General features: G+C 43.3%; 18 protein-coding genes. 6 read left to right on the top strand and 12 right to left on the bottom strand.

From position 1 onward, the window contains the following. Positions 1 to 308 precede the first annotated feature (308 nt). On the top strand, positions 309 to 1,388 hold the full coding sequence (gene nlpD / locus J6836_RS00850; protein ID WP_219246042.1) for a murein hydrolase activator NlpD: 1,080 nt from the start codon (positions 309 to 311) through the stop codon (positions 1,386 to 1,388). Positions 1,389 to 1,442: 54 nt separating this feature from the next. Further along, positions 1,443 to 2,429, top strand: coding sequence for an RNA polymerase sigma factor RpoS (rpoS, locus tag J6836_RS00855; protein ID WP_219246043.1), 987 nt, complete (start codon positions 1,443 to 1,445; stop codon positions 2,427 to 2,429). An 80-nt stretch (positions 2,430 to 2,509) separates the two neighbouring features. Here rpoS and miaE read toward each other — a convergent pair whose 3' ends face one another. The 8 genes from miaE to J6836_RS00895 all read right to left on the bottom strand — a co-directional run bounded on the left by miaE (position 2,510) and on the right by J6836_RS00895 (position 15,926). Next, positions 2,510 to 3,274: a tRNA isopentenyl-2-thiomethyl-A-37 hydroxylase MiaE gene (miaE, locus tag J6836_RS00860; protein ID WP_219246044.1), complete on the bottom strand. Its 765-nt coding sequence runs from the start codon at positions 3,272 to 3,274 to the stop codon at positions 2,510 to 2,512. 1 nt (position 3,275) lies between these two features. Next, a complete protein-coding gene (gene mutS / locus J6836_RS00865; RefSeq protein WP_219246045.1) occupies positions 3,276 to 5,843 on the bottom strand; it encodes a DNA mismatch repair protein MutS in 2,568 nt (855 codons plus the stop codon). Positions 5,844 to 6,119: 276 nt separating this feature from the next. After that, complete coding sequence (locus J6836_RS00870; RefSeq protein ID WP_255586296.1) at positions 6,120 to 7,439, bottom strand: cytochrome c; 1,320 nt, start codon at positions 7,437 to 7,439, stop codon at positions 6,120 to 6,122. Between the two features lie 11 nt (positions 7,440 to 7,450). Continuing rightward, complete coding sequence (locus J6836_RS00875; RefSeq protein ID WP_219246046.1) at positions 7,451 to 8,017, bottom strand: (2Fe-2S)-binding protein; 567 nt, start codon at positions 8,015 to 8,017, stop codon at positions 7,451 to 7,453. Continuing rightward, positions 8,014 to 10,932 carry a xanthine dehydrogenase family protein molybdopterin-binding subunit gene (locus J6836_RS00880; protein WP_219246047.1) on the bottom strand — a complete coding sequence of 973 codons (2,919 nt, stop codon included), beginning with the start codon at positions 10,930 to 10,932 and terminating at the stop codon, positions 8,014 to 8,016. The genes J6836_RS00875 and J6836_RS00880 overlap by 4 nt, the downstream gene beginning before the upstream one ends. Positions 10,933 to 11,350: 418 nt before the next feature. Beyond that, positions 11,351 to 12,586, bottom strand: coding sequence for a cytochrome c (locus J6836_RS00885; RefSeq protein ID WP_219246048.1), 1,236 nt, complete (start codon positions 12,584 to 12,586; stop codon positions 11,351 to 11,353). Then, positions 12,583 to 13,134, bottom strand: coding sequence for a (2Fe-2S)-binding protein (locus J6836_RS00890; RefSeq protein ID WP_219246049.1), 552 nt, complete (start codon positions 13,132 to 13,134; stop codon positions 12,583 to 12,585). Before J6836_RS00890 ends, J6836_RS00885 begins: the two co-directional genes overlap by 4 nt. Next, positions 13,131 to 15,926, bottom strand: a complete 2,796-nt coding sequence (locus J6836_RS00895; RefSeq protein WP_219246050.1) for a xanthine dehydrogenase family protein molybdopterin-binding subunit — start codon at positions 15,924 to 15,926, stop codon at positions 13,131 to 13,133. Before J6836_RS00895 ends, J6836_RS00890 begins: the two co-directional genes overlap by 4 nt. A gap of 194 nt (positions 15,927 to 16,120) precedes the next feature. Between J6836_RS00895 and J6836_RS00900 the strand changes: the two genes are divergently transcribed. Continuing rightward, positions 16,121 to 16,684 carry a nucleotidyltransferase family protein gene (locus tag J6836_RS00900; protein ID WP_219246051.1) on the top strand — a complete coding sequence of 188 codons (564 nt, stop codon included), beginning with the start codon at positions 16,121 to 16,123 and terminating at the stop codon, positions 16,682 to 16,684. An 8-nt stretch (positions 16,685 to 16,692) separates the two neighbouring features. Further along, positions 16,693 to 17,703 carry an XdhC family protein gene (locus tag J6836_RS00905; protein WP_219246052.1) on the top strand — a complete coding sequence of 337 codons (1,011 nt, stop codon included), beginning with the start codon at positions 16,693 to 16,695 and terminating at the stop codon, positions 17,701 to 17,703. Positions 17,704 to 17,763: 60 nt separating this feature from the next. Here J6836_RS00905 and J6836_RS00910 read toward each other — a convergent pair whose 3' ends face one another. The 4 genes from J6836_RS00910 to gltS all read right to left on the bottom strand — a co-directional run bounded on the left by J6836_RS00910 (position 17,764) and on the right by gltS (position 21,718). Next, positions 17,764 to 18,117, bottom strand: a complete 354-nt coding sequence (locus J6836_RS00910; RefSeq protein ID WP_219246053.1) for a RidA family protein — start codon at positions 18,115 to 18,117, stop codon at positions 17,764 to 17,766. A gap of 2 nt (positions 18,118 to 18,119) precedes the next feature. Beyond that, positions 18,120 to 19,361: a D-amino acid dehydrogenase gene (locus J6836_RS00915; protein WP_219246054.1), complete on the bottom strand. Its 1,242-nt coding sequence runs from the start codon at positions 19,359 to 19,361 to the stop codon at positions 18,120 to 18,122. A gap of 56 nt (positions 19,362 to 19,417) precedes the next feature. Beyond that, positions 19,418 to 20,326, bottom strand: a complete 909-nt coding sequence (locus J6836_RS00920) for a LysR family transcriptional regulator (RefSeq protein WP_219246055.1) — start codon at positions 20,324 to 20,326, stop codon at positions 19,418 to 19,420. 186 nt (positions 20,327 to 20,512) lie between these two features. After that, positions 20,513 to 21,718, bottom strand: coding sequence for a sodium/glutamate symporter (gltS, locus tag J6836_RS00925; RefSeq protein WP_219246056.1), 1,206 nt, complete (start codon positions 21,716 to 21,718; stop codon positions 20,513 to 20,515). A 751-nt stretch (positions 21,719 to 22,469) separates the two neighbouring features. On the opposite strand from gltS, the gene mdlC reads away from it, so the two are divergent. Next, the gene (gene mdlC / locus J6836_RS00930) at positions 22,470 to 24,098 is read left to right on the top strand and encodes a benzoylformate decarboxylase (protein WP_219246057.1); all 1,629 of its coding nucleotides are present in this window, start codon (positions 22,470 to 22,472) and stop codon (positions 24,096 to 24,098) included. Positions 24,099 to 24,278: 180 nt separating this feature from the next. Further along, positions 24,279 to 24,683 carry a RidA family protein gene (locus J6836_RS00935; RefSeq protein ID WP_219246058.1) on the top strand — a complete coding sequence of 135 codons (405 nt, stop codon included), beginning with the start codon at positions 24,279 to 24,281 and terminating at the stop codon, positions 24,681 to 24,683. The last annotated feature ends 214 nt before the right edge of the window (positions 24,684 to 24,897 follow it).

Raw genomic sequence — 24,897 nt, forward strand, 5'->3', positions numbered from 1 at the left:
TGCAATGGTATTTCTGAATTATAAAAGTGAATTGATTTTTTATAATAATGTTAAATAAAATGCCATTGCAAAAGTTTTACTAACTCAAATAGCAGTAAAACTATTCCAAATATGATATTTTACCCATCTAAAATTGAATCAATGGCTTAAACTATTAAGTCATAATCTCAAATTGTTATCTTTTTGATATATTTAACTTGTTCACTATTTTGTATTTCTGCTTTAATAAGTGAAATATTTTATGGTAACTCTATTACTGACATAAAACTGAATTGTCGCGTCAGATTTTTCTTCACGGGAGAAGAAGCATGAAAATTGTTAGCCCTATAAGCAGAATTCGATGGGCAGTCATCTTTTCATTTAGCGGAGCGTTATTGGCGGGTTGTTCTACGCCGTATCATCCAGCAGCACCTATTTCGAGTGTGAATGATAGCCAATCGCGTCAGCCAGTGGCTCAAAGGACGACATCTACTGCGCCAAGTAATACAGGGATGAGTACGGCAATGCCGTCATCACGCCCAAATTTATCAAGCAATACTAATAATCAGTCCGTAAACCGTACGTCAGCGTCTGTGAATACCAGCAGTGATGGGCGTATTGTTTACAACCGTGATTATGGCAGCATTCCAAAAGGCAGTTATAGCGGAAATAGCTATACCGTTCAGCGTGGTGACACGTTATTTTACATTGCATATATAACCGGTAATGATTTCCGTGAGTTAGCATCGAAAAACAATATCCCTGAACCATACAGCTTAAATGTTGGTCAGGTAATTAATATTGGTAACACAAATGTGAACTCGAACACGCAATTGGCGTCAAATTCATCAAATAGTCATCAGCAACCGGTTGATCTTCGAACAACTAATGAGTATCCTGCAAATAGTGGTGGCCAAACTTCCGGTAAGATGTTGCCGAATAATAGAAAACCTGCAACGCCAGTTTCTACGACAACAACGGCAAATACAACTACCGCACCAACTGCTTCTACGGCAGCAAGTGGCACAAATAATTCGTCAATTAAATGGCGTTGGCCTGCAGAAGGGAAAATGATTGAAGGTTTCTCTGATGCTCAAGGCGGGAACAAAGGGGTGGATATTGCCGGTTCCCGAGGTCAATCTGTGCTCGCTTCTGCGCCAGGAAAAGTCGTTTATGCAGGCAATGCACTGCGTGGATATGGAAATCTAATAATTATAAAACATAACGATGACTACTTGAGTGCTTATGCACACAACGATACGTTGCTTGTGCGCGATCAACAGGATGTTACTGAAGGTCAGAAAATAGCTACGATGGGTAGTACTGGCACAAGTTCAGTTAGACTACACTTTGAAATTCGTTACAAGGGAAAATCAGTAAACCCGTTGCGTTATTTACCGCAACGATAAACTGGGCAGAGTGCTTTGACATTCTGTCCGCATTATCTAGGGTAGGAGTCACTGATGAGCCAAAGTTCGCTGAAAGTTAACGAGTTATATAATGACCTTGACGAAAGCAATTTAGACGACGCTTTTGATGAGAGTCAGTTTAAAGAAGAAGATCTGGTTTCTGAACAGGAAGAAGAAATGGATTTACTCCAGAACACGAGCCAACGTGTTCTGGATGCTACCCAAATCTATCTAAGTGAAATTGGATTTTCACCACTCCTCACCGCTGAGGAAGAAGTTTTCTATTCTAGGCGTGCACTGCGTGGCGATGTTGCCTCACGTCAGCGCATGATAGAAAGTAACCTTCGCTTAGTTGTGAAAATATCTCGCCGTTATAATAACCGAGGTCTTGCTTTACTTGATCTGATCGAAGAGGGCAATCTTGGGTTGATTCGTGCTGTTGAGAAATTTGATCCAGAAAAAGGGTTCCGTTTTTCAACGTATGCGACGTGGTGGATCCGTCAAACGATCGAACGCGCTATTATGAATCAAACCCGAACAATTCGTCTTCCAATTCATATCGTTAAAGAACTCAATATTTACCTTCGTACTGCACGTGAATTAGCCCAGAAGTTGGACCATGAACCAAGCCCTGAAGAGATCGCTGAGCAGCTAGATAAACCTGTCGAAGACGTCAGCCGCATGTTGCGTTTAAATGAACGCATTACATCTGTTGATACTCCAATTGCAGGGGACTCAGAGAAATCTTTGCTTGAGGTATTGTCTGATGATAATGATTCAGGTCCGGAAAATACAATTCAAGACAACGACTTAAAAGATAATATCGTTAAGTGGTTATATGAATTGAACCCAAAACAAAGGGAGGTTTTAGCACGACGTTTTGGGCTTTTAGGTTATGAAGCAGAAACTCTTGAAGAGGTTGGGCGCGAAATTGGGCTCACTCGTGAACGAGTTCGTCAGATTCAGGTGGAAGGTTTAAGGCGATTAAAAGATATTTTACATGGTGAAGAGCTGACCTTAGAGTCGCTATTCAATATGTAGAGTGTTAATGAGATAAAAGATAAATAAAAATCCCTATAAGCGAAAGTTTATAGGGATTTTTTTATCAACCAAAAATCGCATTAATTAATGGGAACACCACTATGAAATTTAAAATCATCATCAGGTGTTGAAATTAATTCAGCTTCAATAATTCCAAAATAATTAACCCGATCAGTAATATCTTGTTTACTAATTAACTGAGCTAACTGTAAATAGTCTTGGTAATGCCGAGCTTCTGACCGCAATAATGAAATATAGAAATTAGCCAGCTGTTCATCTAAATAAGGCGCTAACTTTGCAAATCGTTCACAAGAACGCGCTTCAATATAAGCCCCAATAATCAGTTTATCGACTAACGTTTTAGGATCATGTGGGTCAATATGGCTAAATAAGCCTTTTGCATAGCGCCCTGCCGTGATGCCATCATAAGGAATATTGCGCTCATGCATAATTTCCAATACTTGGTAAAAGTGATGCAGCTCTTCTTTGATTAGCAGCACCATTTTATCAATCAAATCTTGGCTGTAAGGTGATTGCTTACGTGCCAGTATTTGTTTGGATATTTGGTTTTTATTTCTTAAGGTATGAACATCCCCAATCCTATCATAAGCAAAGGCCTCATAAGGCTTAAACCACTCAAGTAATGTGGCGGCGCTGTCTTTATCCACGGCATATTTGCGGATCAAAAACAGGGCACTTTGCGCGGCTTTTAACTCACACAATAAGTGGTCTTTAAGGATAATCGGCAAGTTTTCAGGCTGACTGGCTTTTTGCACCCATTCATCAGGGGTTTCGCACTGTAAAAATTGCCGAATTGGCGCGAGTAGCGCCGCATACTCATCCATGTTAGCTATCCATATCCTTTAAACGATACAGCCAATCAAGGGCTTGGCGTGGTGTTAGTTTGTCTGGGTCAATGCCTTCTAATGCGACCAATACTGGGGATGGCTCAGTTTCTTCTGCCGTTAAGAAGCTCAGTTGTGCGCTATCTACATGGCTGGAGTTAGCATTGTTTGAGATGACTTCTAACTCTTTTAGCTTTTGCTTTGCACGCTTAATCACGTCTTTTGGTACACCAGCTAATGAGGCAACAGCAAGACCATAACTTTTACTCGCCGCACCTTCTTGAACATTGTGCATAAAGGCGATGGTATCACCATGCTCAATGGCATCGAGGTGAATATTCACAGCACCTTCCAGTTTTTCAGGCAAGGTTGTCAATTCAAAATAATGGGTGGCAAACAATGTCATTGCTTTGATTTTATTGACTAAGTTTTCAGCGCACGCCCATGCAAGGGAAAGTCCATCATACGTTGAGGTACCACGACCGATTTCATCCATTAAAACTAAGCTATGTTCGGTCGCATTGTGCAGAATATTAGCTGTTTCGGTCATTTCTACCATGAATGTTGAGCGACCAGATGCAAGGTCATCTGAAGCACCTACACGGGTAAAAATGCGGTCAATCGGGCCAATAACCGCTTTGCTAGCGGGCACAAAACTACCGATATAGGCAAGTAGAGTGATCAGCGCAGTTTGACGCATATAGGTACTTTTACCGCCCATATTTGGCCCAGTTATGATCAACAAGCGGCGCTGTGGGGATAATGAAAGCGGGTTGGAGATAAATGGCTCACTGAGCACTTGCTCAACCACTGGGTGGCGGCCTTCGGTAATTTGAATACCTGCTTTTTCAGTGAGTTGCGGGCAAGCATAGCCTAATGTTTCTGCGCGCTCAGCAAGGTTGGTTAAGACATCAAGCTCTGATAATGCCTCTGCACTGGTTTGCAGTGCAGCAAGATGTGGAAGCAGCATATCAAATAGTTCGTCATACAATGCTTTTTCGATGGCTAATGCTTTTCCTTTTGAAGTTAGAACTTTATCTTCATACTCTTTGAGCTCAGGAATGATATAGCGCTCAGCATTTTTTAAGGTTTGACGGCGTACATAGTGGATTGGTGTTAAGTGGCTTTGGCCACGGCTAACTTGGATGTAATAACCATGAACCGCGTTATAACCCACTTTTAGGGTATCGATACCCAGCTTTTCACGCTCACGAATTTCTAAACGGTCGAGGTAATCTGTAGCGCCATCAGCCAATGCACGCCACTCATCGAGCTCGCTGTTGTAACCCGGTGCAATCACGCCGCCATCACGCACTAATACGGGTGGGGCATCAATAATCGCGGTTTCCAGCAAACTTTGCAGCTCATCAAATTGGCCAATTCGGCTTTGCAGCTCTGTTAAATAAGGGCTGCTGGACTGCCTAAGGATCTGGTGAATATCGCTATATTGTTGAAATGCATGTCGCATACGGGTTAAGTCACGTGGTCGGGCAGAACGCAGTGCAAGGCGGGCAAGAACGCGTTCTAAGTCACCAATTTGGCGCAAGAAAGGTTGTAATTCAAAACCTTGCTCTTGCAACGCACTAATCGCTTGCTGGCGGTTATTCAACACTTGAATATTGCGCAGTGGGGTATGTAACCAACGTTTTAACATGCGGCTACCCATCGGCGTTACACACATGTCTAAAATAGAGGCTAGGGTATTTTCAGTCCCCCCCGCGAGGTTTTGGGTGATTTCTAGATTACGGCGCGTTGCGGCATCTAAAATGACATTATCATTTTGTTTTTCCATCACAATACTGCGAATATGCGGCAATGAGGTGCGTTGGGTATCCTTGACATATTGCAGTAAACAACCCGCAGCGCGTAGAGCTTTATGGGCATTTTCTACACCAAAACCGATTAAATCTTTGGTACCAAATTGCAAGCCAAGTTGTTGTTTTGCCGTGTCCAGTTCATATTCCCACAGTGGACGGCGGCGCAAGCCTTTATTGTGCTCAATCAGTGACATACTGGCGAAGTCTTCAGGGTATAGAAGCTCCGCAGGGCGGGTACGTTGTAATTCGGCTTGTAGGGCTTCTTCATCAGAAATTTCGCTGATAATAAAGCGGCCAGACGTGATGTCTAATGTGGCAAAGCCGTAGCCTTGGGTATCTTGCCAGACAGCGGCGAGCAGGTTGTCTTGGCGTTCATTTAGTAATGCTTCATCAGTGATGGTGCCTGGTGTGACAATACGTACTACTTGGCGTTCAACGGGGCCTTTGCTTGTCGCAGGGTCACCAATCTGTTCGCAAATCGCGACAGATTCTCCCATTTGTACAAGTTTGGCGAGGTAGCCCTCGGCTGCATGGTGCGGCACACCCGCCATTGGAATAGGCTGACCCGCTGATTGCCCGCGTTTTGTTAGGGAGATATCCAGTAATTGTGAGGCTTTTTTAGCATCATCAAAGAAGAGTTCGTAAAAATCCCCCATACGGTAAAACAGCAGTATGTCTGAATGTTGTGCTTTTAGTTTTAAATACTGCTGCATCATAGGTGTGTGTGATTCGAAGCTTTGCGTATCAGTCATAGTGTTGTCTGTTCTAACGTATTGAGTTAACGAAGTTCTGTGAGCGAGTTTAACGTCCACTAAAGGGTATAAAATACCACAGATCCCAACAAATGAGAGTAGGCAAACGTGTTACGCATGGATTTCCCTATGGTATTACGCCAAGGTGATAGAGGGCAACTTGAGTTTGGTGATAAAGTGTCTGAAATTTGTGGGTATTACTTGTTTGTGTGCGAAAGCAAGTTTAACGACGTTGAGCAAAGAAAAAACGCCCCTTATTTAAGAGGCGTTTTTGAGTTATTGCATCGATTTTTTCAGTTTTTCAACTTGTTCGGCGGTAACTGGCTTGCCTTGACCACCCCATTCAGCACGCGCCCATGAAAGTAAATCGGCGATTTCTTGAGGGTCTAAATCGTCGGCAAAACTTGGCATGGCATACATGCGTTGCCCATTAGGGAATGTGGTGGTAGGAATACCCGTTAACACTACGCTAATAAAAGTTTCAGGGCTGTCCATCGCTAAAATGGCGTTGCCTTTAAGGGCGGGAATACCATTCGGTACGCCTTCACCCGTAATGCCGTGGCAGCCTGCGCAAGTGGACATGTACATCAAGCGACCCGTTTCCATCGTTGCGCCAATATCCGCAGTGGGTTGCGCATTCGCTTCAGGTAATGGCGCGGGTGGTGCTTTGGCGCCTAACACCTTTCCTTGTTTATCCGTCATCAAATAAATCGCCATGTCGTCGACATCGCTTTTCTTCATCTGACTGGTGGAAAAATGCGTCACGGTGCTCATATCGGCAAAGGCTGAGCCTTGTGGGGCATTACCTGTCAGTAAAAACTGGCTCAAAGATGCAGTGTCATAGCCATGTTTAGATAACGCTTGTGCAGTGATATCTGGAATTGCCAGACCTGCTTCTTCACCCCCTTGTAATGAGCGAGAAAATTCGACGCCCATCATCAGGTTACGTGGTGAATGGCAGGCACCACAGTGAGCAAGACCTTCCACAATATATGCACCTCGATTCCATTGTTCGGAGCGCTGTGGGTCATGTGGCGCATTTTGTTTCGGGAAATTAAGCAGCGTCCAAAAGTTCATAAACGGGCGAACAGGTAAAACAAATACGCCTGTATTCTCTTTGTTGGGCACGGCCATTGGCGGTAAGGTCATCACATACGCATACAGCGCATCAATATCTTCTGAAGTTGTCATATGTGTGAAAACAAATGGCATGGCAGGGTAGAGGTTGCCTCTCTCTTTGCCAATACCATCTTTAAGCGCACGATGAAAATCGGCACGGGTATAGTTACCGATACCAAATTGTTTATCAGGGGTGATATTGGTGGAATAAATGGTACCAAAAGGTGTCCCGATAGCGCGTCCACCCGCCGCAAGTGGCCCTTCGGGTAATGAGTGGCAACCAAAACAATCCCCTGCAATGGCGAGCTCTTGCCCGCGCGGTATTAACTTTGCCACTTCTTCCGAGGTAAGCGGTTTATCTAAGTCAGGGCCAATACTGGAGGTACGAAATGCACCAAACAGGATTGCCAGCATCAGCGCAAGAAAGAGTACGATGAGGACATAGAACGTTTTACGTATGGAGCGAGATTTAGCCATCGTCGTTCTCCTTAATCAATCACGCAGCCGGGAGTGTCGAGGGCGACTTTCCTCACGGCTTCGTAGTAACGTACATATCCCGTGCAGCGGCAGATATGTTCATTTAGCGCCTCTTCAATGGCGTGTTCAAGGTCGGCTCGTTTGACTGGATTTTTCTTGAGCTTATCGAGGAACACGGTAGCGCCTGTCACAAAACCCGGAGCACAGTAGCCGCATTGGAACGAAAAATTTTCGATAAAGGCTTGTTGGATAGGGGTTAATTCAACCACTTTTCCTTGCTCATCTAGCTTTGCTTGCCCTTCGATAGTGACAATGTTTTTGTTATTAAAATAGTGTGCACCAAAAATACAGGTACGGCTTTCAACGGTGGTGCCATCAGGCTGAATTTCCATGATGGTGCAGGCGTGGCAAATGCCTTGCCCACAACCAAAGTGAGTCCCAGTTAGGTCGAGGTATTCATGGAGAAACTCAATCATCGGCATCCCAACAGGGACATCAATAGGGCCTATTTTTTGACCATTGATAGTTAGAGTTAATGGCTTGCGCTCAATAATCGGAACGGCATTAGTGATATTCATGAGAGGGCCTTTTTAATTTTATCTACTGTAATTGGGAATTCATAAAAACGTTTCCCCGTCGCGTGGGTGAGTGCGTTGCTGGTGGCAGGCAGGATAGGGATCATCCCCAGTTCTGCCATGCCTTTTGGCGGCGAGGTTTCAGACAGCCGCGGCAAATAATCGATAGTTTGTTGCCAAACCGCCACGTCTTTTGCACGAGGTAAAACATAACGGTTAAAGTTCCACGTGCCGTTACCCGGGCCATCTTCATACAACGGAAGTTCTTCCATCAATGCATGTCCGATGCCCATTGCCGTACCACCTTGAATTTGCCCCGAAACCAGCTCTGGGACTATCATGGTACCGGGGTCCATAATCATATGATGGCGCATTACATCCACTTCCCCCGTCATGGTGTTGACGTTGAGCTCAACCAAGCAACACGCAGGAGTGACCGTTGTTGGGTCTGCTTTCGCACGCTGAGTCGGCGGGTAGTACGCCATTTTACGTTTGATAAAGTGGTAGCCGCCCGTTGTCATTTGTTTCTTCAATGCATCAGGTGCGTCATCACCATAGCGAATGGATATGGCATCAAGAGGCAGGTTTTTTAACCCTACGGTTGGAATATCAAAATCTGCGCGAGCCCATTGCCAACTAGAATAACCATGTACCGCAACCCCTGTAATTAGCCCCATTTCATGGGCGCGTTTAGCTAAAATATTGAAGGGAATGGGTTTCATACCGCCACCGCCAATCCCCTCAGGGCCAACACGAATATCTGAAAACTCAACATTTAGGCCGTTAAATGCACCGCCGCCAGGGCCTTCACTCCAAATGCTTTTTGCCGCAGGCCATAAGGTATTTTCCAGTAAAAAATGACCCGCTTGGCGCGTTCCGAAACCGATGTAGTAGACGCCACTGGATGAGCTCATATCTGGGATCAAGGCGGGGGTCCAGTACGGGTCGCTTTTAGCGAGTTCGTCTTGCTTTTTCTGATCGGCCCAACTGGTTTTTAACGGCAATTCCGCAAACTCTGTGACGCCAAATTCCACCACGTCAGGGGCTTTACTGAGAGCTTGCCACACCATCACTTGTTGGGCGGTAGTTCCCCCTGTACCGATTTCTTGCATACAGTGGCGCATGGTCAGTTTGCCATCTGCGTCAAATTCAAGGGAAAGAATAGTAGGAACGCCACTGGAGCCATACACTTGTTGAACTTGTGCAAAGCCAACGCCATATAGTTTTCCGGGGTTTTTGGCGTCATATTCCGTTTTATTTTTCTCACGTTCGACCCAAATCGGGTGTTTTTCGGCAAGGTTTAGCATTTCCACATTGCGCGGGTCACCGGCAATCACGCCACCTTGGGTATTCGGGTAACCTTCTAAAATAGCGTTGCGGCGGCGTAGCTCTATTGGGTCGATATTGAGGTTATGGGCGATTTCGTCCACCATCAATTCGGTCACCGCCATAGATTGCAGCGAACCAAAGCCCCGCATTGAACCTGCCTCAACCGCTGGTGTTGCCATAGCGAGTGCGGTTAAATCTGATTTAGGGAAATAATAAATCGACTGTGCGCCACGAACCGCAACGTGAGAAACCGCAACGGATAAGTTTTCACGCCCTCCGCCATTGCAGTTATACGTACCTTTTAATACATCGAATTTACCGGTTTTTTTATCGCCAATGATGGTCACGTCCATTTCAATAGAATGGCGCTTCATACCCATTTGGAACTGTTCATAACGGTCATTCGCCATGCGCACAGGCAGGCCATCTGCATAGAAACTGGCGACTAAGGCATAGAATGGAAAAACCGAATAATCCTTTGAACCATAACCTACCGTTGAGCCTGTTAATAAAACAATGTTTTCAACAGTAAAGTGTTTATTATTTTTGGATAATTCTGCCGCAGCATTGACCACGCCAGCTGGGGATTGTGTGGCGGTCAAAATATGCAGAGTCTTAGTTTCGGCGTCATACCATGTATTGCAGTTATCTGGCTCCATGGCGCAAGGGTCGATAGATTGGGAAAAACCGTGGCGTTCAAGCACAAATTTGTCTGGGTTTTGGCGTGCGGCGGAAATTTCTTGCTCAATTTCCCGTGCGTAATCCATGGCTCTTTCTTGTTTATCAGGCCGTTGTTCTGCTTGATGAAGGGCTTGAATAAAGCCACCACCACGATCTTTGCGGATAACGGGGGGAACCGTGATGGCATGTTTGGGGTCATAAGGGGGCCAAACAGGTGTATTGCCATCAAAACCCCCTTTGATCCCAGAATCTTGGTAAGGGGAGAAAATTGACGGGGAAAGCGGGGTTTCTCCCCCAATTCGCACATAGCGAGCCGCACCATAGTTTGCTGGCGGTTTAGGGCCTGTGACCGCGCCATATTTCACCGTATTCGTCGCAAAGCGTAACATACGCTGCGCCGCACTGTACTTATCAAAGTCTTGGTAAATCAAAATAGCGACGGGGTGGCCAATAATTGGCGCGGTTTCCCCTAACGGAACGAGCACATTGGTACCATAAAACCCTTTACCCATTCCTGTATCTTGGGGGATATTTAGGCCGTCACGGATCAAATCTTCTTGTAAGACAACTCTGTCAGGCTGTAAATTTGGCCCTAACATAGAAATATCAATGCCTTCGAACGTTTTCTCTGCATCCGTAGCTTTTAACATAAAGGCATAGCTTTGTTTTGTCGGCCAGCCCGGAATATCTTTGGCTCGGTAATCACGGGCGAAATTTTTTCTACCTGTGACTTTTTCGACGCCATCCCAACGGAAACGCGCTTTACCATTTTGCCCAATCCAGTCGGTTTTCGGTGAGTCAGAGTCCAACTCAACGGCAAGAGCGAAAGGGAGTTTACCTACCATGATGGTAATCCCTGCGATGGTACCCAATTTAATAAAATTACGTCTAGAAATATGTCCCGTCATTATGTACTCCCAAATTTTATTATTAGGGGGATTTGCATTAGCGGCAGTAATAAATAGTGTGTTTGTATCATTAAATATAAGATTATTTTATGACAAATAAACTACGTCGCATTTTGATGGTTAATATGTGATTGCTCAATTAGTTACATAAATAATATGGGTATCTATAAAGGGTTATGGGAAGTGAGTAAAGGGTTTTATACAAGAAAGTGAATAATCTTGGTGGAGTCATCTTAATTAGATAATTTTAACGAAAATCACTACCTAAAATGATTGTTTAAATTATTGGGATTAAATAATTTTAATTATTTTAAAACAAAATCAATATGCAATAAAATATATAGCGATTATGTTTTAGATTTATTATTAATTTAAATGGGAAGCCAGACTAGTATCATTAGTCTGGCTTTGTGGGAGGTTATTGACGTAAGGCTTTAATGTGTTCAGGTGTGATATCGGCAGGTTGCCCGCCCCATTCAACACGCAAAAAGTTGACTAACTCGCTGATTTGTTGGTCATTCAACTTATTTGCAAACCCTGGCATGCTTTGTAGACTTTGGTTATTCGGAAATTGTTGTTCCGGTAAACCATCCAAAATAGTATTAATCAGATTGGTACTGTCTACATCACGTAATGTTGAATTGCCTTTCATTGCAACGGCAACATTTGGTTTACCGCCACCGTCATAAGAGTGGCAGCCTGAACAGGTTTCTAAATATACTTGTCGGCCTTGTGGGTTACCTTCCCCCATTTTTAATGGCAATGTAGCCGGTGGGTTGTCGCCCATCAGATAAGAGGCGATTGCGCTATTATCCTCAGGGGTTAAATGTTGCGAACTCAGGTAAATCACAGGGTGCATATCACTATAGGCTGAGCCTTGAGGGGTGATACCTGTCATGAAAAATTGTTGTAAATCCTGTTTTGTCCAGCCCCTTGCCGCCAGTGCTTCTGGCGTAATATCTGGGGCGATAAAGCGCCCTAAAGCACCGCCTTTCATAAAGTTATCCAACTCCATTTCCCCCAAAGCACCTCTTGGAGTGTGGCATTCGGAGCAGTGTTCCAATACGTTAACTAAATATTTCCCACGTTGCCATTCAGGGGAACTACCTTGGGAGCTATCTGGGAGTGGTTTATCATTAAAAAACAGCATGTTCCAACCAATCATTGCCATACGCTGATTGAGCGGGAAAGGTAATGAATTTTCGGGTGGTGCGACATCCACGGCTGGGCGGCTCATCAAATAACTGTAAATTGCATCGGAATCTTCCCGTGTCATGCCCTTATAAGAGGTATATGGCATCGCAGGGTAGAGGTGCTTGCTGGGTGGAGAAATCCCTTGGGTAAGTGCTTTATAAAACTCATCTTTTGTCCAGCGACCAATCCCAAAATCCGCAGAAGGGGTTAAGTTGCTGCTGTAGATGGTGCCAAAAGGTGTATCAAGGGGAAAGCCGCCCGCAAGTGGTGCGCCGTTAGTGCTGGTATGGCAAGCTGCACAGTCACTGGCAAGAGCCAGATAACGGCCTCGTTCAATTTCTTGGGGTGTCGAGGTCACCTGTTGTACAGGGCCATCTAATGTTCGGCTTTCATACCAGTAAAGCACAGCCCAAACGACAATGATAATCGCCACGAGCCATAAAATGATTTTTTTGATCATTTGATTGCCTCCTTAATCAGCCCAGGAGTAGCAAGAACAACTTCACGCACCGCTTCATAGTAACGAACATAGCCTGTGCAGCGGCAAATATGGTTGTTCAGTGCCTGCTTAATGGCTTCTTCTAAGTCTTCCTCTTTAATTGGATTACGTTGAAGTTCTTCAACAAAAATAGTGGCGGCGTTGACAAAGCCCGGGGTGCAATAGCCACATTGAAAACTAAAGTTTTCGATAAAGGCTTGTTGTACAGGGGATAATTTTACATCCCCATTTTCTTCTTTCGTTGCAGCACCCTCGATGGTGCGAATGCTTTTGTTGTTAAAGAAGTGAGCGCCAGTGATGCAGGTACGAACTTCTTCACTGGTGCCAGATGGGTGGTCTAAGATCACCACACAGGCGTGGCAGATGCCTTGACCGCAGCCTAAACGTGAACCCGTTAAATCGACGTATTCGTGAAGGAAATCAATCATCATGAGGCCTTCAGGTACATCCATTGGTCCATAAGATTGGCCGTTGATGGTTAAGGTCAGTGGAAGGAAATTTAAACTCATGATAATACCTCTTGAATATCTGTAGCACGCACTGGTAGGTGCAAGAAATGGTGGCCAGTTGCATCGGCGATAGCATTGACGATAGATGAAACCACAGGGATCATCACTACCTCAGCAACCCCTTTTGGAGGATCGGTTTCTGAGAGTCCCGGTAGGATTTCACTTGTCTGCTGCCAAACTGCAACGTCACTGGCGAGCGGAAGATGGTAACGGTTGAAGTTCCATGTTCCATTGCCGGGGCCGTCTTCATATAGAGGTAAATATTCATGGAGGGCATGGCCGATACCCATAGCGAGCCCGCCTTGGATTTGCCCTGAAACCAATTGTGGAACGATTAAATTACCGCATTCCACAACGGTATGGTGGTCAAGTAATTCAACCTGACCAGTGGCTTTATCAATGGACAACTCTGTGACAGTCGCCACCGCACTGTAGTAGGTTACACCTGCGTTATTTCTTTGCGTATCAGGGTAATAGGCTTTTTCACGATGGCAGACTTGGTAATCTTTTTCAGCAAAACGCAATGAGAGCCCATCAACGGGTAAGCGGCGCATCTCGCCTTGAATACGAAAGTCGGCTTCAGCCCATTGCCAGCGGTTAAATACGTGGCTAACCACGCCAGTTACACCGCCCATTTCAAAGGTGCGATCGATTAATCGCTGTAAGCTCAGCACTTCTAATCCATCGGCCGTTAGCCCCTCGGCGACCCAACGTGCATCTTCGCGGCGTACAACTAATGGTGCAGCTTGTCCTCCGCCAATGCCTTCTTGCCAAATTGACATTGCCGCAGGCCACAACCCATGTTCGAACACGAGTCGTGCCGCTTCCTCGGTACTGTGGGTAAAGTAGTATGCGGAGTTACTGGCACTTGACGGTGAGCAATAATTTGGCGTCCAGAGTGGGTTTTGCGCTAAGCGGTCTTGTTCTTCCTGTGCCATGGCAAACGGGTTACCCGTTGATACCATGGGTAAAATCGACCAATCAGCGACAGAAAAGTGAGCAAGTTCAGCGGGTTTTCCAAGCCATTTTGCGCATACAACGGCTTGAGAGGTCGACATGCCTGTCCCCATTTCAGCCCCACTGTGGTAGATGGCAATTTTGCCTTCTCGCGTTAGCTCTACACGAGCAAATGATGATTCCGCGCCTGTCCCAAAGTCTTTTTGCACACAGGAAATCCCTGTACCAAAAAATTTCCCACTATTTTTGGCTTCGTAATCAGCTTTGCGTTTGGCCCTTTCGGTCCACATCGGGTGAGCTGCGCAGCGCGTTAATACTTCATCAGCACGAATAGCGCCGCCCGGGATTGCCCCTTGGGTATTTTTCATCCCTGATTTGATTAGATTGTTTAGGCGAAATTCAATGGGGTCAGCCTTAAGCAGCTTCGCCGCTTCTTCCATTAACATATCGGTAGCAGCCATGGCTTGCAGTGTGCCGTAACCTCGGGCAGAGCCTGCATCGACCGCTCGTGATGCAATACCAATTGCAGAAAGGTCACTACGGGGAATGTAATAAATGGCTTGCGCACCTGTGGCACCCACCATTACAACGGATGGAGTAAAGTTACAGCGCCCACCACCATCGCCAATAAATGAGGCATTGAGCGCTTCAATTTTATGGGTTTTCTTGTTGACGGCTAATGTGTAATCCATATCGAAGGCATGGCGTTTGATACTGGATTGGAATTGCTCATAGCGGTCATTGGCCAGACGAATAGGTACGCCATCGCCATATAGTGTTGCCATAGCGCCATAATAAGGGAATGGGGCGTGGTCTTTTGAACCATAACCCACTGTAAAACAAGGATGTAGAAATATTTGCTTAATTGGGAACGTTGATTTAGCCAGCATTTCAGGCAATGATGCCGCCACTTCTTGCGGTGACTGAGTTGGGATCACAAGGTGGAATGATTGCGTTTTTGCATCATACCAGCCATTGGCATTATCAGGCTCTAGAGCCGCGGTATCAATGGATTGGGTCGTATATTTACGTTTAATCACCAACCAATCTTCAGGTGGGTTTTCCAGTTGTTTTGCCAGCTCATCAGCAAACAACATGCCTTCTTCATCCAGTTTTCCACCTTCACGGCCTTCAGGCCATACGGGAAGGTGTTTTTTCATCCCAATGGGTGAGATAGGCATGTCTTTCATACTGGAGTAAATATCTGGGTCGTAAGGATTTTCACTTCCAATACGTACCCCTCGATAGGTGCCCCAAGGGTCGCGCTCTAATGGCCCAGTAAATGAGCCATATTGAATAATATCATCGTGGAATTTAAGCGTTTCTTTAGCAAAACGGAATTTTGCAAAGTCATGGTAAATGAGCAGTGCCACCGCTTGACCTAAGTAGGCAGGTGTTTTTCCTTCAGGAAGAAGTAAGTCTTCTCCATAAAACTCAGGGAAAGCGACACCATCTTTTTCTAAGTCACTGGCCGTCACAATACGGTCTGGCATTAAGCCATCACTGAGCCTTTCAAGGTTAAAACCTTGGTAGATTTTATCCGCTTGAGTCACTCTGAGTAAAAATGCGTGGCCTTGTTTTTTCGGCCAGTGAGGGATATCCCGTGCTCGAATGTCTCTGGCGAAAACTTTCTCACCTTGGACCTTAGAGAAAGCGTCAATACGGAATTTGATTCGCTTATCAACGGGGTTCCAGTCTGGAGACTGTAGAATTTTTTCCTCAAATAGCACATCAAAAGCGCGGCTATACAAAGGGGCGAGATACACTGAAATTCCAGCAATAACGGCACATTTTAGAAAGTGTCTGCGGGAGAGTTCGACATTGCTTTTGCTCATAATAAACCCTTACACTTATTATATTGCATTTATATTATTTTATTTATCATTACTCTAAAAAGTATTACATACTGATTCAAATATCGTCTAATTGTGAATGGTTGGCAAATTAATATAAATAATAACTTGTTATCTCATTGAATATCCTTTATTTATTAAAGCACAAATAAATATACTAATGAATAATTAAAATCATGAATATTGGCATATTAATATTAGCAGCTGGTCACAGTAAGCGATTCCAAAAAGCGGGTGGAAAAGGCAGTAAATTGAATTTTTTATTAGATGAGCAAACTGTTTTTGAAAAAACGCTTTTAAATTCAATGGGAAGCAGGCTTCCAGTTCACGTGGTGACTCGTCCAGATAATCAGGGAGTTATTCATATTTGCTTACAATTTAATATTCCATTTTCATTGTTGAATAGCGATGGATTAGGCGAGTCTATTGCGTTGGGTGTTAAAAATACCTCTCATTTAGAGGGGTGGTTAATTCATCTAGCGGATATGCCTTATATAAGTAGTGAACTATTTATCTGTGTTGCAAATAATCTGAATCATCATCCGTTGGTTAGGCCTGTATATAACGGGTTGCCGGGGCACCCAGTGGGAATATCTGCAAGGTATTATTCAGATTTAATTCAATTAACAGGAGATGAAGGGGCAAAATCAATATTACGTCACCATTTTGTTTATGAATTAGCAATAAATGATAAAAGTGTTATTAAAGATATTGATTATCCAGTAGTTGATAATGAATAGGAGCAAGTATGCTGCGTGAAGATGTTTTTGTTATCTCTCAAGCCCTTTCTTGGGTAAAAGAAGAGCCTATTTGGTTATGTACAGTGCTAAGTACATACGGTTCTTCACCTCGCAGCCCTGGATCGCTTCTTGTTGCAAAAGCGGATGGCCAGTATGTTGGGTCTTTATCTGGTGGTTGTATTGAAGAAGATTTTATTCAGCGAGTCCAAGATGCTAAGTACCTAAATGGTAGCCAAGTTGTTCGCTATGGTCGCGGTGGATTAGAGGCAAAAGTGAATTTGCCTTGTGATGGTAGTTTAGATGTTTTAATCGAATATTTGCCTAAGAGTGATGAAAGTGTTCACTATCTCACTGAAATACATCAAGCACTATTGGGATATACTGCAATTAATAAAAGAGTCACCTTGCCTCAACACGGTGAAATTAGCACAGTTAAGAATCAACAAATTCCAACTCAAATAGAGCGCGCTGGTGATGATATCCAATTTTATATTGCTGCACCGCCGCGATTAATTATTGCTGGGATCTCGAATGTGGGGATTTATTGTGCAGATTTTGCGGCAACATTGGGGTTCGAAGTGATTATTTGTGAACACCGTGAGGATGAGTTAGTACGTTTTGCTGGGCAGCTTTCTAACCAGTTTGAAGTCATTAAATTATTTCCTGCCCGTTATTTAGAGTCGCAAAGCTGTACGCCCAATACGGCGATTGTATCTTTAACACATGATCCTCGCATTGATGACTTAACACTAATGGAGGCCGTGAATACTCCAGCGTTTTACATTGGTGCTATGGGATCAAGCCGCACGAGTGCACGCCGCCGTGAACGGTTATTGGGATCTGGTGGAATGTCGCTGGCGGAAATTGACCGAGTTCACGCTCCCATTGGCATTCCAATTGGGAGCAAAACCCCGCCTGAAATTGCGTTAGCGATAATGGCGGATATTGTCGCATACAAAAATGGCGTCAAGGGCCAACAAGATAAACAAGAAAAATGCCATTTATCGGCTGTAAATTAGTAGGCTGTAAACTAAAATAGGGCGGTAATTTTGTCGCCCTTTACTCAATAATATTCGACGTTATCGTTGAACTGCCGTCACCATAATTTCTACCAGAACTTGCTCTCGCGCCATATTCGCCTCAACGGCTGCACGTGCAGGGCTATGTTCAACAGGCATCCAGCTTTCCCAAACTGCGTTAAATGCAGCAAAGTCGCGCGGCATATTTTTAATCCATACTTGGGCAGATAAAATGCAGGTTTTATCACTTTGGCTTGCTGCTAATAAAGCATCAATTTTATCAAGAACTTCTTGAGTTTGCTGGGTAATATCGCCTGTTAAATCACTCGGAACTTGTCCAGATAAGTACACAAGGCCGCCAAATTCAACACTGTCTGCTAGGCGCGGTTTTGGGTTATTACGTTTAATACTCATGTTTACCTCGTTAATCCTGTAAGAGAAATAGGGGATGTTTGTGCGGTGATCAATTGGCTTAATATCTCTGCACTGCCCGCCGCTAAAGTAAACCCTAAACTCCCATGACCAATATTTAGCCAAAGGTTTTTGTATGCAGTTTTTCCTAATAACGGAGGGCCTTTTGGCGTTGAAGGTCGTAACCCATACCAAGCGGGTGCATCATCCACTTTAGGTAAATGCGGGAATGTTTTTTTTACGATATCTTTTAAGGCATTCACACGGTTATCACGCAGCCCTGAATCATCATAACCAATATCAACCATAGCTGCGATGCGCAGTTGGTCGTTTAATTTGGCATAAACAATTTTATTACCATAATCCGTCACATTAATTTTGGGCACGCAATGCTCAGCTTGAGGATATTCAACACTAAGGCTATATCCCTTTAAACCTAACATAGGTACATCAATTCCCAGCGGTTTCAGTAATTCTCGGCTGCCGTTGCCCGCACAAACAATAACCTCATCCGCCTGAATATTTCCCTGGTGAGTGACGATTCCGGTAATGCAATTATCGTGTTGAATAAATGACTTCACACTGTGCTGTAAGCAGAGGGTAAACTGTGGTTGCGTGTGTAAATATTGCAGTAGGTTTTTGCAAAACAAATAACAATCTGCACTTTCATCATCGGGGGCATAAATTGCACCAACGAGTTGGGACTGAATATGCTTTAAGGATGGCTCTAACTCAACCACTTCATCGGGTGTTAATATCTTTTGAAATTGGCTATCAACCGTTTCGCAGGCTTTTTGGAAACTTTTTTGATCACGGTGAATAATTAATTTCCCCGATTTTTCCCAAGCAAAGTCAGAGATATCACCGGTTTCCCGCCATATATTCATGATTTTTTGGCTTAATAGCGATAAACGCAAAAGATGTGCGCCATTCACTTTATTTGTTTTGCGATTACAGGCAAGGGTAAATTGGGCTAACCATGACCATTGCTGAATTGATGGCGTTATTTTTAGGTTTAGCGGGGAGTCGTTTTTCCCCATCCAGCGCAGTCCTTGCAAAGGAACACCGGCATCGGCAAGTGGCGAAACATAACGGTAGCTCAGCTGACCACCATTCGCAAAGCTGGTTTGCATCCCGACATCTGAATCAGATTCAAGCAATGTGACGGTTTGACCCGCTTTAATTAGCGCGTATGCGGTGCTTAACCCAATCACACCTGCTCCAATAATCACCACATGTTTAGCCATAATATTCCGTAACCCATAATAACGTAGGAATGAATATTTAACGGCGAATGAGTTAACTAAACAATTGAGTTTTCATTACCAGAGTATAACTTTTGGTTAACGACTCTATTCCTTTTTTCGAGGGTTAACGCTAATGTATTGACGTAATTTTGTGCTGCTTTGGTTAATGGCCTATCCGCACGGTGGAAAACGGAAACGGCTAATCGTAATCCTTCTTTTAATGGGTAAATCATCGACTCGGGCAGCGTGTGCTCTGCTGAGAAAATATCTGTAATACTGCAACCTAAACCTGCTTGAACAAACTCAGCAGCCATATGGTAGGTGTGTACGCTGATATTTGATTCAGCGAATTGATGACGTTTTTGTAGTAGTTGAGATAAGGAGTCAGAGCCTGGATGGATCCAACGTTCTTGGTCGATATCAACTAAGGATACTGGCGAGTGTAATGGCGGCCTACTGTCAACATAGACTAAGGGAATATCGGCAATTGGCAGCACGGTAATCCCCCCTTCGATTTCAAGATTAAAGCCGATACCAATGTCTAAATCTTGCTGGGTTAATAATTGCAGAATATCTGTGGTGTGATGTGTCCCTATCGTAAGCTTGATATTTGGGTGTTTTTTAATAAACAGGGCGGTGACTTCAGGCACTAAGTTTAGACCTAGGCTTGGTAAGCAACCTATTGCTAACTTACCTTGCGGATTACGGGATAAATTTTGTGCTAAAATTCTGAGCTTATCTAAATTCTGATAAACTTCTTTTGCCTCTTCAAACAATAAATTAGCTTCATCCGTTGGAATTAATTTTCCTCTAATTCTTTGAAATAAAACCAATCCAAGTTGCTGTTCTGCATGTTTTAACGCTTTACTGGCCGCAGGCTGTGAAATATGAAGAACTTCTGCGGCTCGTGTTAAAGAGCCACAAGTCATGACTGCGTAAAAAATATCAAGATGCCGTAATTTCATTCTATAAAAACCTGCCATTTTTGCTAATCAGGGTATTCTACCGAATTAATCCTATTTAATCCGATGGGGTCGTCATTTTGTGAGCGGATGCGAGAAAAGAAATTTTTAAATGAAGGGAAATATTGACGAGAAAGGAAAATGCCAGCTCATATCTTTTGGTTATAAGTTGGCACTTTATAAAATAGATTAGGTGAAATAAGTACCTATTTCGATGAATATTTTAATTAAGATACTGTTTGAAATATCCACGATAAATGCACCCACCATTGGCACGACTAAGAACGCTTTATGGGAAGGGCTAAATGCTTTTGTGACGGTTTGCATATTTGCAATTGCAGTCGGTGTTGCTCCCATACCAAATCCACAATGCCCAGCGCTAATAACCACAGCATCATAATCTTTACCCATCATTTTAAAGGTAACAAAGCAGGCAAACAGCACCATAACCACCGTTTGCACGGCAATAATTAATAAAACAGGGCCTGCCATACTGGCTAATTGTCCGAATTTTAAAGACATTAATGCCATTGCTAAGAATAATGACAGTGCTACGCTACCAAGGACATCAACGGTCGGCTCAAACACTTCGTGTTTAAATACATGGGTTAATACATTACGGATGATAATACCGACAAATAAACACCAAACGAAGGTTGGTAATTGCAATACTGTATCTTTGAATAAGGCACTAATATACCCACCAACAACAATACATATAATCAGCATTGAGATAGTTTCAATGACATTATTGGCATTGATTTTACGTTTAACACTTGGTTGTTCAAAGGCTTCAACAATCGTTTCTTTTTCTAATTCAGTAGTTTTTGGGATTGTCACTTTTTTTAATAAATGACGTGCTACTGGGCCACCAATTAAACCACCCAAAACTAAGCCTAATGTGGCACATGCCATCGCTAATTCAACAGCGCCAGTAACGCCATATTTGTCGGCTAATATTGGCCCCCAAGCGCCTGCGTTTCCATGACCACCCGTTAAGGTGATTGATCCCGCAATTAAGCCAATAAATGGACTCTCATTAAGCATTACTGCCATACCCATACCAACAGTATTTTGAATAGCGATTAAAATGGTGACAGCAATAGTTAATAATACCAGTGGCTTACCGCCTTTTATTAATCGCGAAAAATCTGAGCTCAACCCAATCGATGAGAAGAAGGTGATCATCAAGATGCTTTGTAAGGATGCATCAAAAGTAAAGGAATACCCTGCCGTTTTATCAATAATCAATAAGATAATCGCCACGATAAAGCCACCAACAACAGCTTCAGGAATATGGTTTTTCTGTAAAAACGGCGTGTATTTAACAACGAACATCCCAATCAATAGCGCGAAACAAGCAACTAATAATGTGTAACTGGCATCTAAAATCATTATTTTACCTCAAATAAGCTTACCTGGGCTTCTTCTATTATTTAACATTACTAATAAATTAAGCTACTTTGCGTAACCTTTGTTTAACAATGAGTTTTGTTTGGGTATCTATAACCTTTAGTTAACCCTGGTCTAGATATTAGGTGGTAAGGTAATACAGATTTGTATGTGAATTCCTGAATAGAAAATAGCGAGAGGTGGCGTAAATAGCTGACTTCCAGAGAACGTGTTTATCTGCAGATAGCCATATAACAATCAAATTTAAACGGGTACTGCTGAATATTGTGCAACTAAGTAATTATAAGAAGTGTGATGTACAACATAAAAGAAAATGCACTGATTGAAGAGAAAAATGGGGCAAATAATCTGTTTTAGATGGTTTGTGCAAATTTTGTCTAACCTATTAAATGGAATAAGTACAAATATAATAAGCAAACTCTATTTGATAATTTTGTTTCAGGTATATATTTGGTTTTTTTTACCATCTTATTCAGGCTATCGAATTTAGCTAATTTATTAATCGCTTGTTTTAATAAGCTTATTGTTATTAATACCATTATAAATATATATAAAAGTAAAGTTCACGTGAATATATCGTGAGTCAATTGTTTGCTATGATAAACTAATTACAATGGGTTAGATTTTATTTCGACTATTTAATAATGACATTATTCATCAGTTTAAAAATTTCTTGAGTTCAAATTTTCTTTTTTATTAGACAGTTTTAATATTGTTTTATGGAGTGTTTTAAATGCAAAAAACGATACGCCAAGTTACTTTCGATTTATTACGTAAGCTGGATATTACCACCGTTTTTGGGAACCCTGGTTCAACAGAAGAAACATTCTTAAAAGATTTTCCGAGTGATTTTCGATATATCCAAACCTTACAAGAAGCCTCTGCCGTTGCTGCTGCCGATGGCTACGCACAGGGAATGCGTAAAGTTGCGATGGTGAATGTGCACACCTCCGCAGGTTTAAGCAATGCGATGAGCAATATTTTGACTGCGTATATGAACCGTACGCCATTAATCATTACGGCGGGAAACCAAACGCGGGAAATGTTATTGATGGAGCCTTGGTTAACTAATATAGAACCTGAAACTCTACCAAAGCCATGGGTGAAATGGAGCTACCAGCCTGTGCGTGCAGAAGATGTCCCTGCAGCTTTTATGCGCGCTTATGCTATGGCGCTACAACCCCCTGCGGGCCCCGTGTTTTTATCGATCCCACTGGATGATTGGGATAAGCCTGCATTGGCACAAGAAGCGGTTGTTCGCTCAGTCCCACAGCGTATTGGTTATGACCCTGTTCGACTACAAGAGTTTGCCACTGCATTATCCAATGCAAAGAACCCTGTGTTGATTTATGGCGCCGCGATTGCTCGAGGGGAAGGGTGGGATATCGGCATTAAACTTGCTGAAAAATTAAATGCCCCAGTATGGGCAGCGCCTGCTTCTGAGCGTCCGCCATTCCCTGAGACACACCCGTTATACGCTGGTGGGTTACCGTTTGCGACTAAGCCGTTATCTGAAAAACTTGAAGGGCATGACGTAGCCATTGTTATTGGTGCCCCAGTATTTAGATACTACCCTTATGTTGCCGGGAGTTATATTCCGGAAGGATTACGATTATTGCATATTACGGATGACCCAATCGAAGTCGGTAGAGCCCCTGTTGGCGATAGCTTATTAAGTGATGCGGTGCTTGCTCTAGAAGGGTTAATCAACTTAGTAGCGCCGCGTGTCGCATCAAAAACTGTGATAAAACAACCCCATGGTATGGCGCCACACCCAGCGGCACCAGAACAAACGAGCCAGAGCTCAACATTGAGCGCAACACAGTTATTTCGCGCGTTAAGGGATGTTTCACCCAAAGAAACCGTCTTAGTGGAAGAGTCCCCTTCAAACCTTGGCGAACTTCACCGTGAGTGGCCGATTGAATCTCCTGACTCATTTTATACATTCGCAAGTGGTTCATTAGGTTGGAATTTACCTGCAAGTGTGGGGATTGCATTGGCTGAAAGGGACAGTGGGCGTCATCGCCCAGTGATGGCTATTATTGGTGATGGCTCCATGCAATATTCTATTCAAGGTTTATGGAGTGCGGCGCAGCAGAATTTACCGATTGTATTTATTATTCCGAAGAACAATGAATATGCCATTTTAAAATCCTTTGCGGTATTGGAAGAAACACCGGGTGTACCGGGGCTTGATATTCCAAATCTAGATATTGTGGCTTTAGGTAAAGGGTATGGTTGTGCTGCAGTAAGAGCCGAAACGGTGGAAGAGGTGAAAAAAGCGTGTGAAGAGGCGTTTAAGCGTAATGGGCCAACAGTCATTGAGGTCCCTATTTTACCCTCGATTCCACCTCTAATTTAATATTAGTGACGTTATTAGATAGCCCCTCGTTAGGGGCTATTTTTTTATCTGTGTTTACACATTATTGTGTATTTTGGTGCTCTTTCAGTGCCATTAAAAAGCCGTTTGCTCGATGTTTAAAGAATTAAAGAAGAAATTATTTATACTGCATCACTGTTTGATTAATGAGGGCATAAAAATATGGAAAAAAAATCAATTAACCCTGCAACTGTCTTTAATTCTTTGCAGTATGGATTTAGCCAAGCAATAGAAACAACCGGAACTCGCCAATTATTTTTATCAGGCCAAGTGGGTGTAAATGCTAATCAAGAAACAGTGGTGGGGGGAATTTACGAACAAACCGTTCAGTCACTGGTGAATATCGAATATGTACTGCGTGAGGCGGGGGGCGATTTATCCAATGTGGTTGTTTTGCGTATTTATATCAAGGATGGCGCGAATAGCCACGAAGAACAATTAGACATCGCTAAGGCATTAAAAGAAAAATTTGGTGATGCGCCGCCTGCTTCTTCATGGATTATTGTTACGGGGCTTTCATTACCTGAGTGGTTAATTGAAATTGAAGCCCACGCTGTTTTAAATTAATCCTCAAAATAGAAAAAGCCGATAATCAAATCGGCTTCAGCCTGCTGATAAACCGATTAGGTTTGGCTGCAGGTTGGATAGGTTTTGAAAAAAATTAAGGAAAATCAATTCATTGATTTTCGGCTGATAACACAAAGCAGGAAAAACCACGTTTTTATCCTGCTTTGTCAACAACCTCAAGCCGATAATCAAATCGGCTTTTATCTCTCAAAGT

The organism is Providencia sp. R33, from assembly GCF_019343475.1.
GTDB lineage: Bacteria > Pseudomonadota > Gammaproteobacteria > Enterobacterales > Enterobacteriaceae > Providencia.

Bases quoted from the DNA above. Each gene is read 5' to 3' on its own strand.
- nlpD (WP_219246042.1), top strand. From the start codon at position 309: ATGAAAATTGTTAGCCCTATAAGCAGAATTCGATGGGCAGTCATCTTT.
- rpoS (WP_219246043.1), top strand. From the start codon at position 1,443: ATGAGCCAAAGTTCGCTGAAAGTTAACGAGTTATATAATGACCTTGAC.
- miaE (WP_219246044.1), bottom strand. From the start codon at position 3,274: ATGGATGAGTATGCGGCGCTACTCGCGCCAATTCGGCAATTTTTACAG.
- mutS (WP_219246045.1), bottom strand. From the start codon at position 5,843: ATGACTGATACGCAAAGCTTCGAATCACACACACCTATGATGCAGCAG.
- J6836_RS00870 (WP_255586296.1), bottom strand. From the start codon at position 7,439: ATGGCTAAATCTCGCTCCATACGTAAAACGTTCTATGTCCTCATCGTA.
- J6836_RS00875 (WP_219246046.1), bottom strand. From the start codon at position 8,017: ATGAATATCACTAATGCCGTTCCGATTATTGAGCGCAAGCCATTAACT.
- J6836_RS00880 (WP_219246047.1), bottom strand. From the start codon at position 10,932: ATGACGGGACATATTTCTAGACGTAATTTTATTAAATTGGGTACCATC.
- J6836_RS00885 (WP_219246048.1), bottom strand. From the start codon at position 12,586: ATGATCAAAAAAATCATTTTATGGCTCGTGGCGATTATCATTGTCGTT.
- J6836_RS00890 (WP_219246049.1), bottom strand. From the start codon at position 13,134: ATGAGTTTAAATTTCCTTCCACTGACCTTAACCATCAACGGCCAATCT.
- J6836_RS00895 (WP_219246050.1), bottom strand. From the start codon at position 15,926: ATGAGCAAAAGCAATGTCGAACTCTCCCGCAGACACTTTCTAAAATGT.
- J6836_RS00900 (WP_219246051.1), top strand. From the start codon at position 16,121: ATGAATATTGGCATATTAATATTAGCAGCTGGTCACAGTAAGCGATTC.
- J6836_RS00905 (WP_219246052.1), top strand. From the start codon at position 16,693: ATGCTGCGTGAAGATGTTTTTGTTATCTCTCAAGCCCTTTCTTGGGTA.
- J6836_RS00910 (WP_219246053.1), bottom strand. From the start codon at position 18,117: ATGAGTATTAAACGTAATAACCCAAAACCGCGCCTAGCAGACAGTGTT.
- J6836_RS00915 (WP_219246054.1), bottom strand. From the start codon at position 19,361: ATGGCTAAACATGTGGTGATTATTGGAGCAGGTGTGATTGGGTTAAGC.
- J6836_RS00920 (WP_219246055.1), bottom strand. From the start codon at position 20,326: ATGAAATTACGGCATCTTGATATTTTTTACGCAGTCATGACTTGTGGC.
- gltS (WP_219246056.1), bottom strand. From the start codon at position 21,718: ATGATTTTAGATGCCAGTTACACATTATTAGTTGCTTGTTTCGCGCTA.
- mdlC (WP_219246057.1), top strand. From the start codon at position 22,470: ATGCAAAAAACGATACGCCAAGTTACTTTCGATTTATTACGTAAGCTG.
- J6836_RS00935 (WP_219246058.1), top strand. From the start codon at position 24,279: ATGGAAAAAAAATCAATTAACCCTGCAACTGTCTTTAATTCTTTGCAG.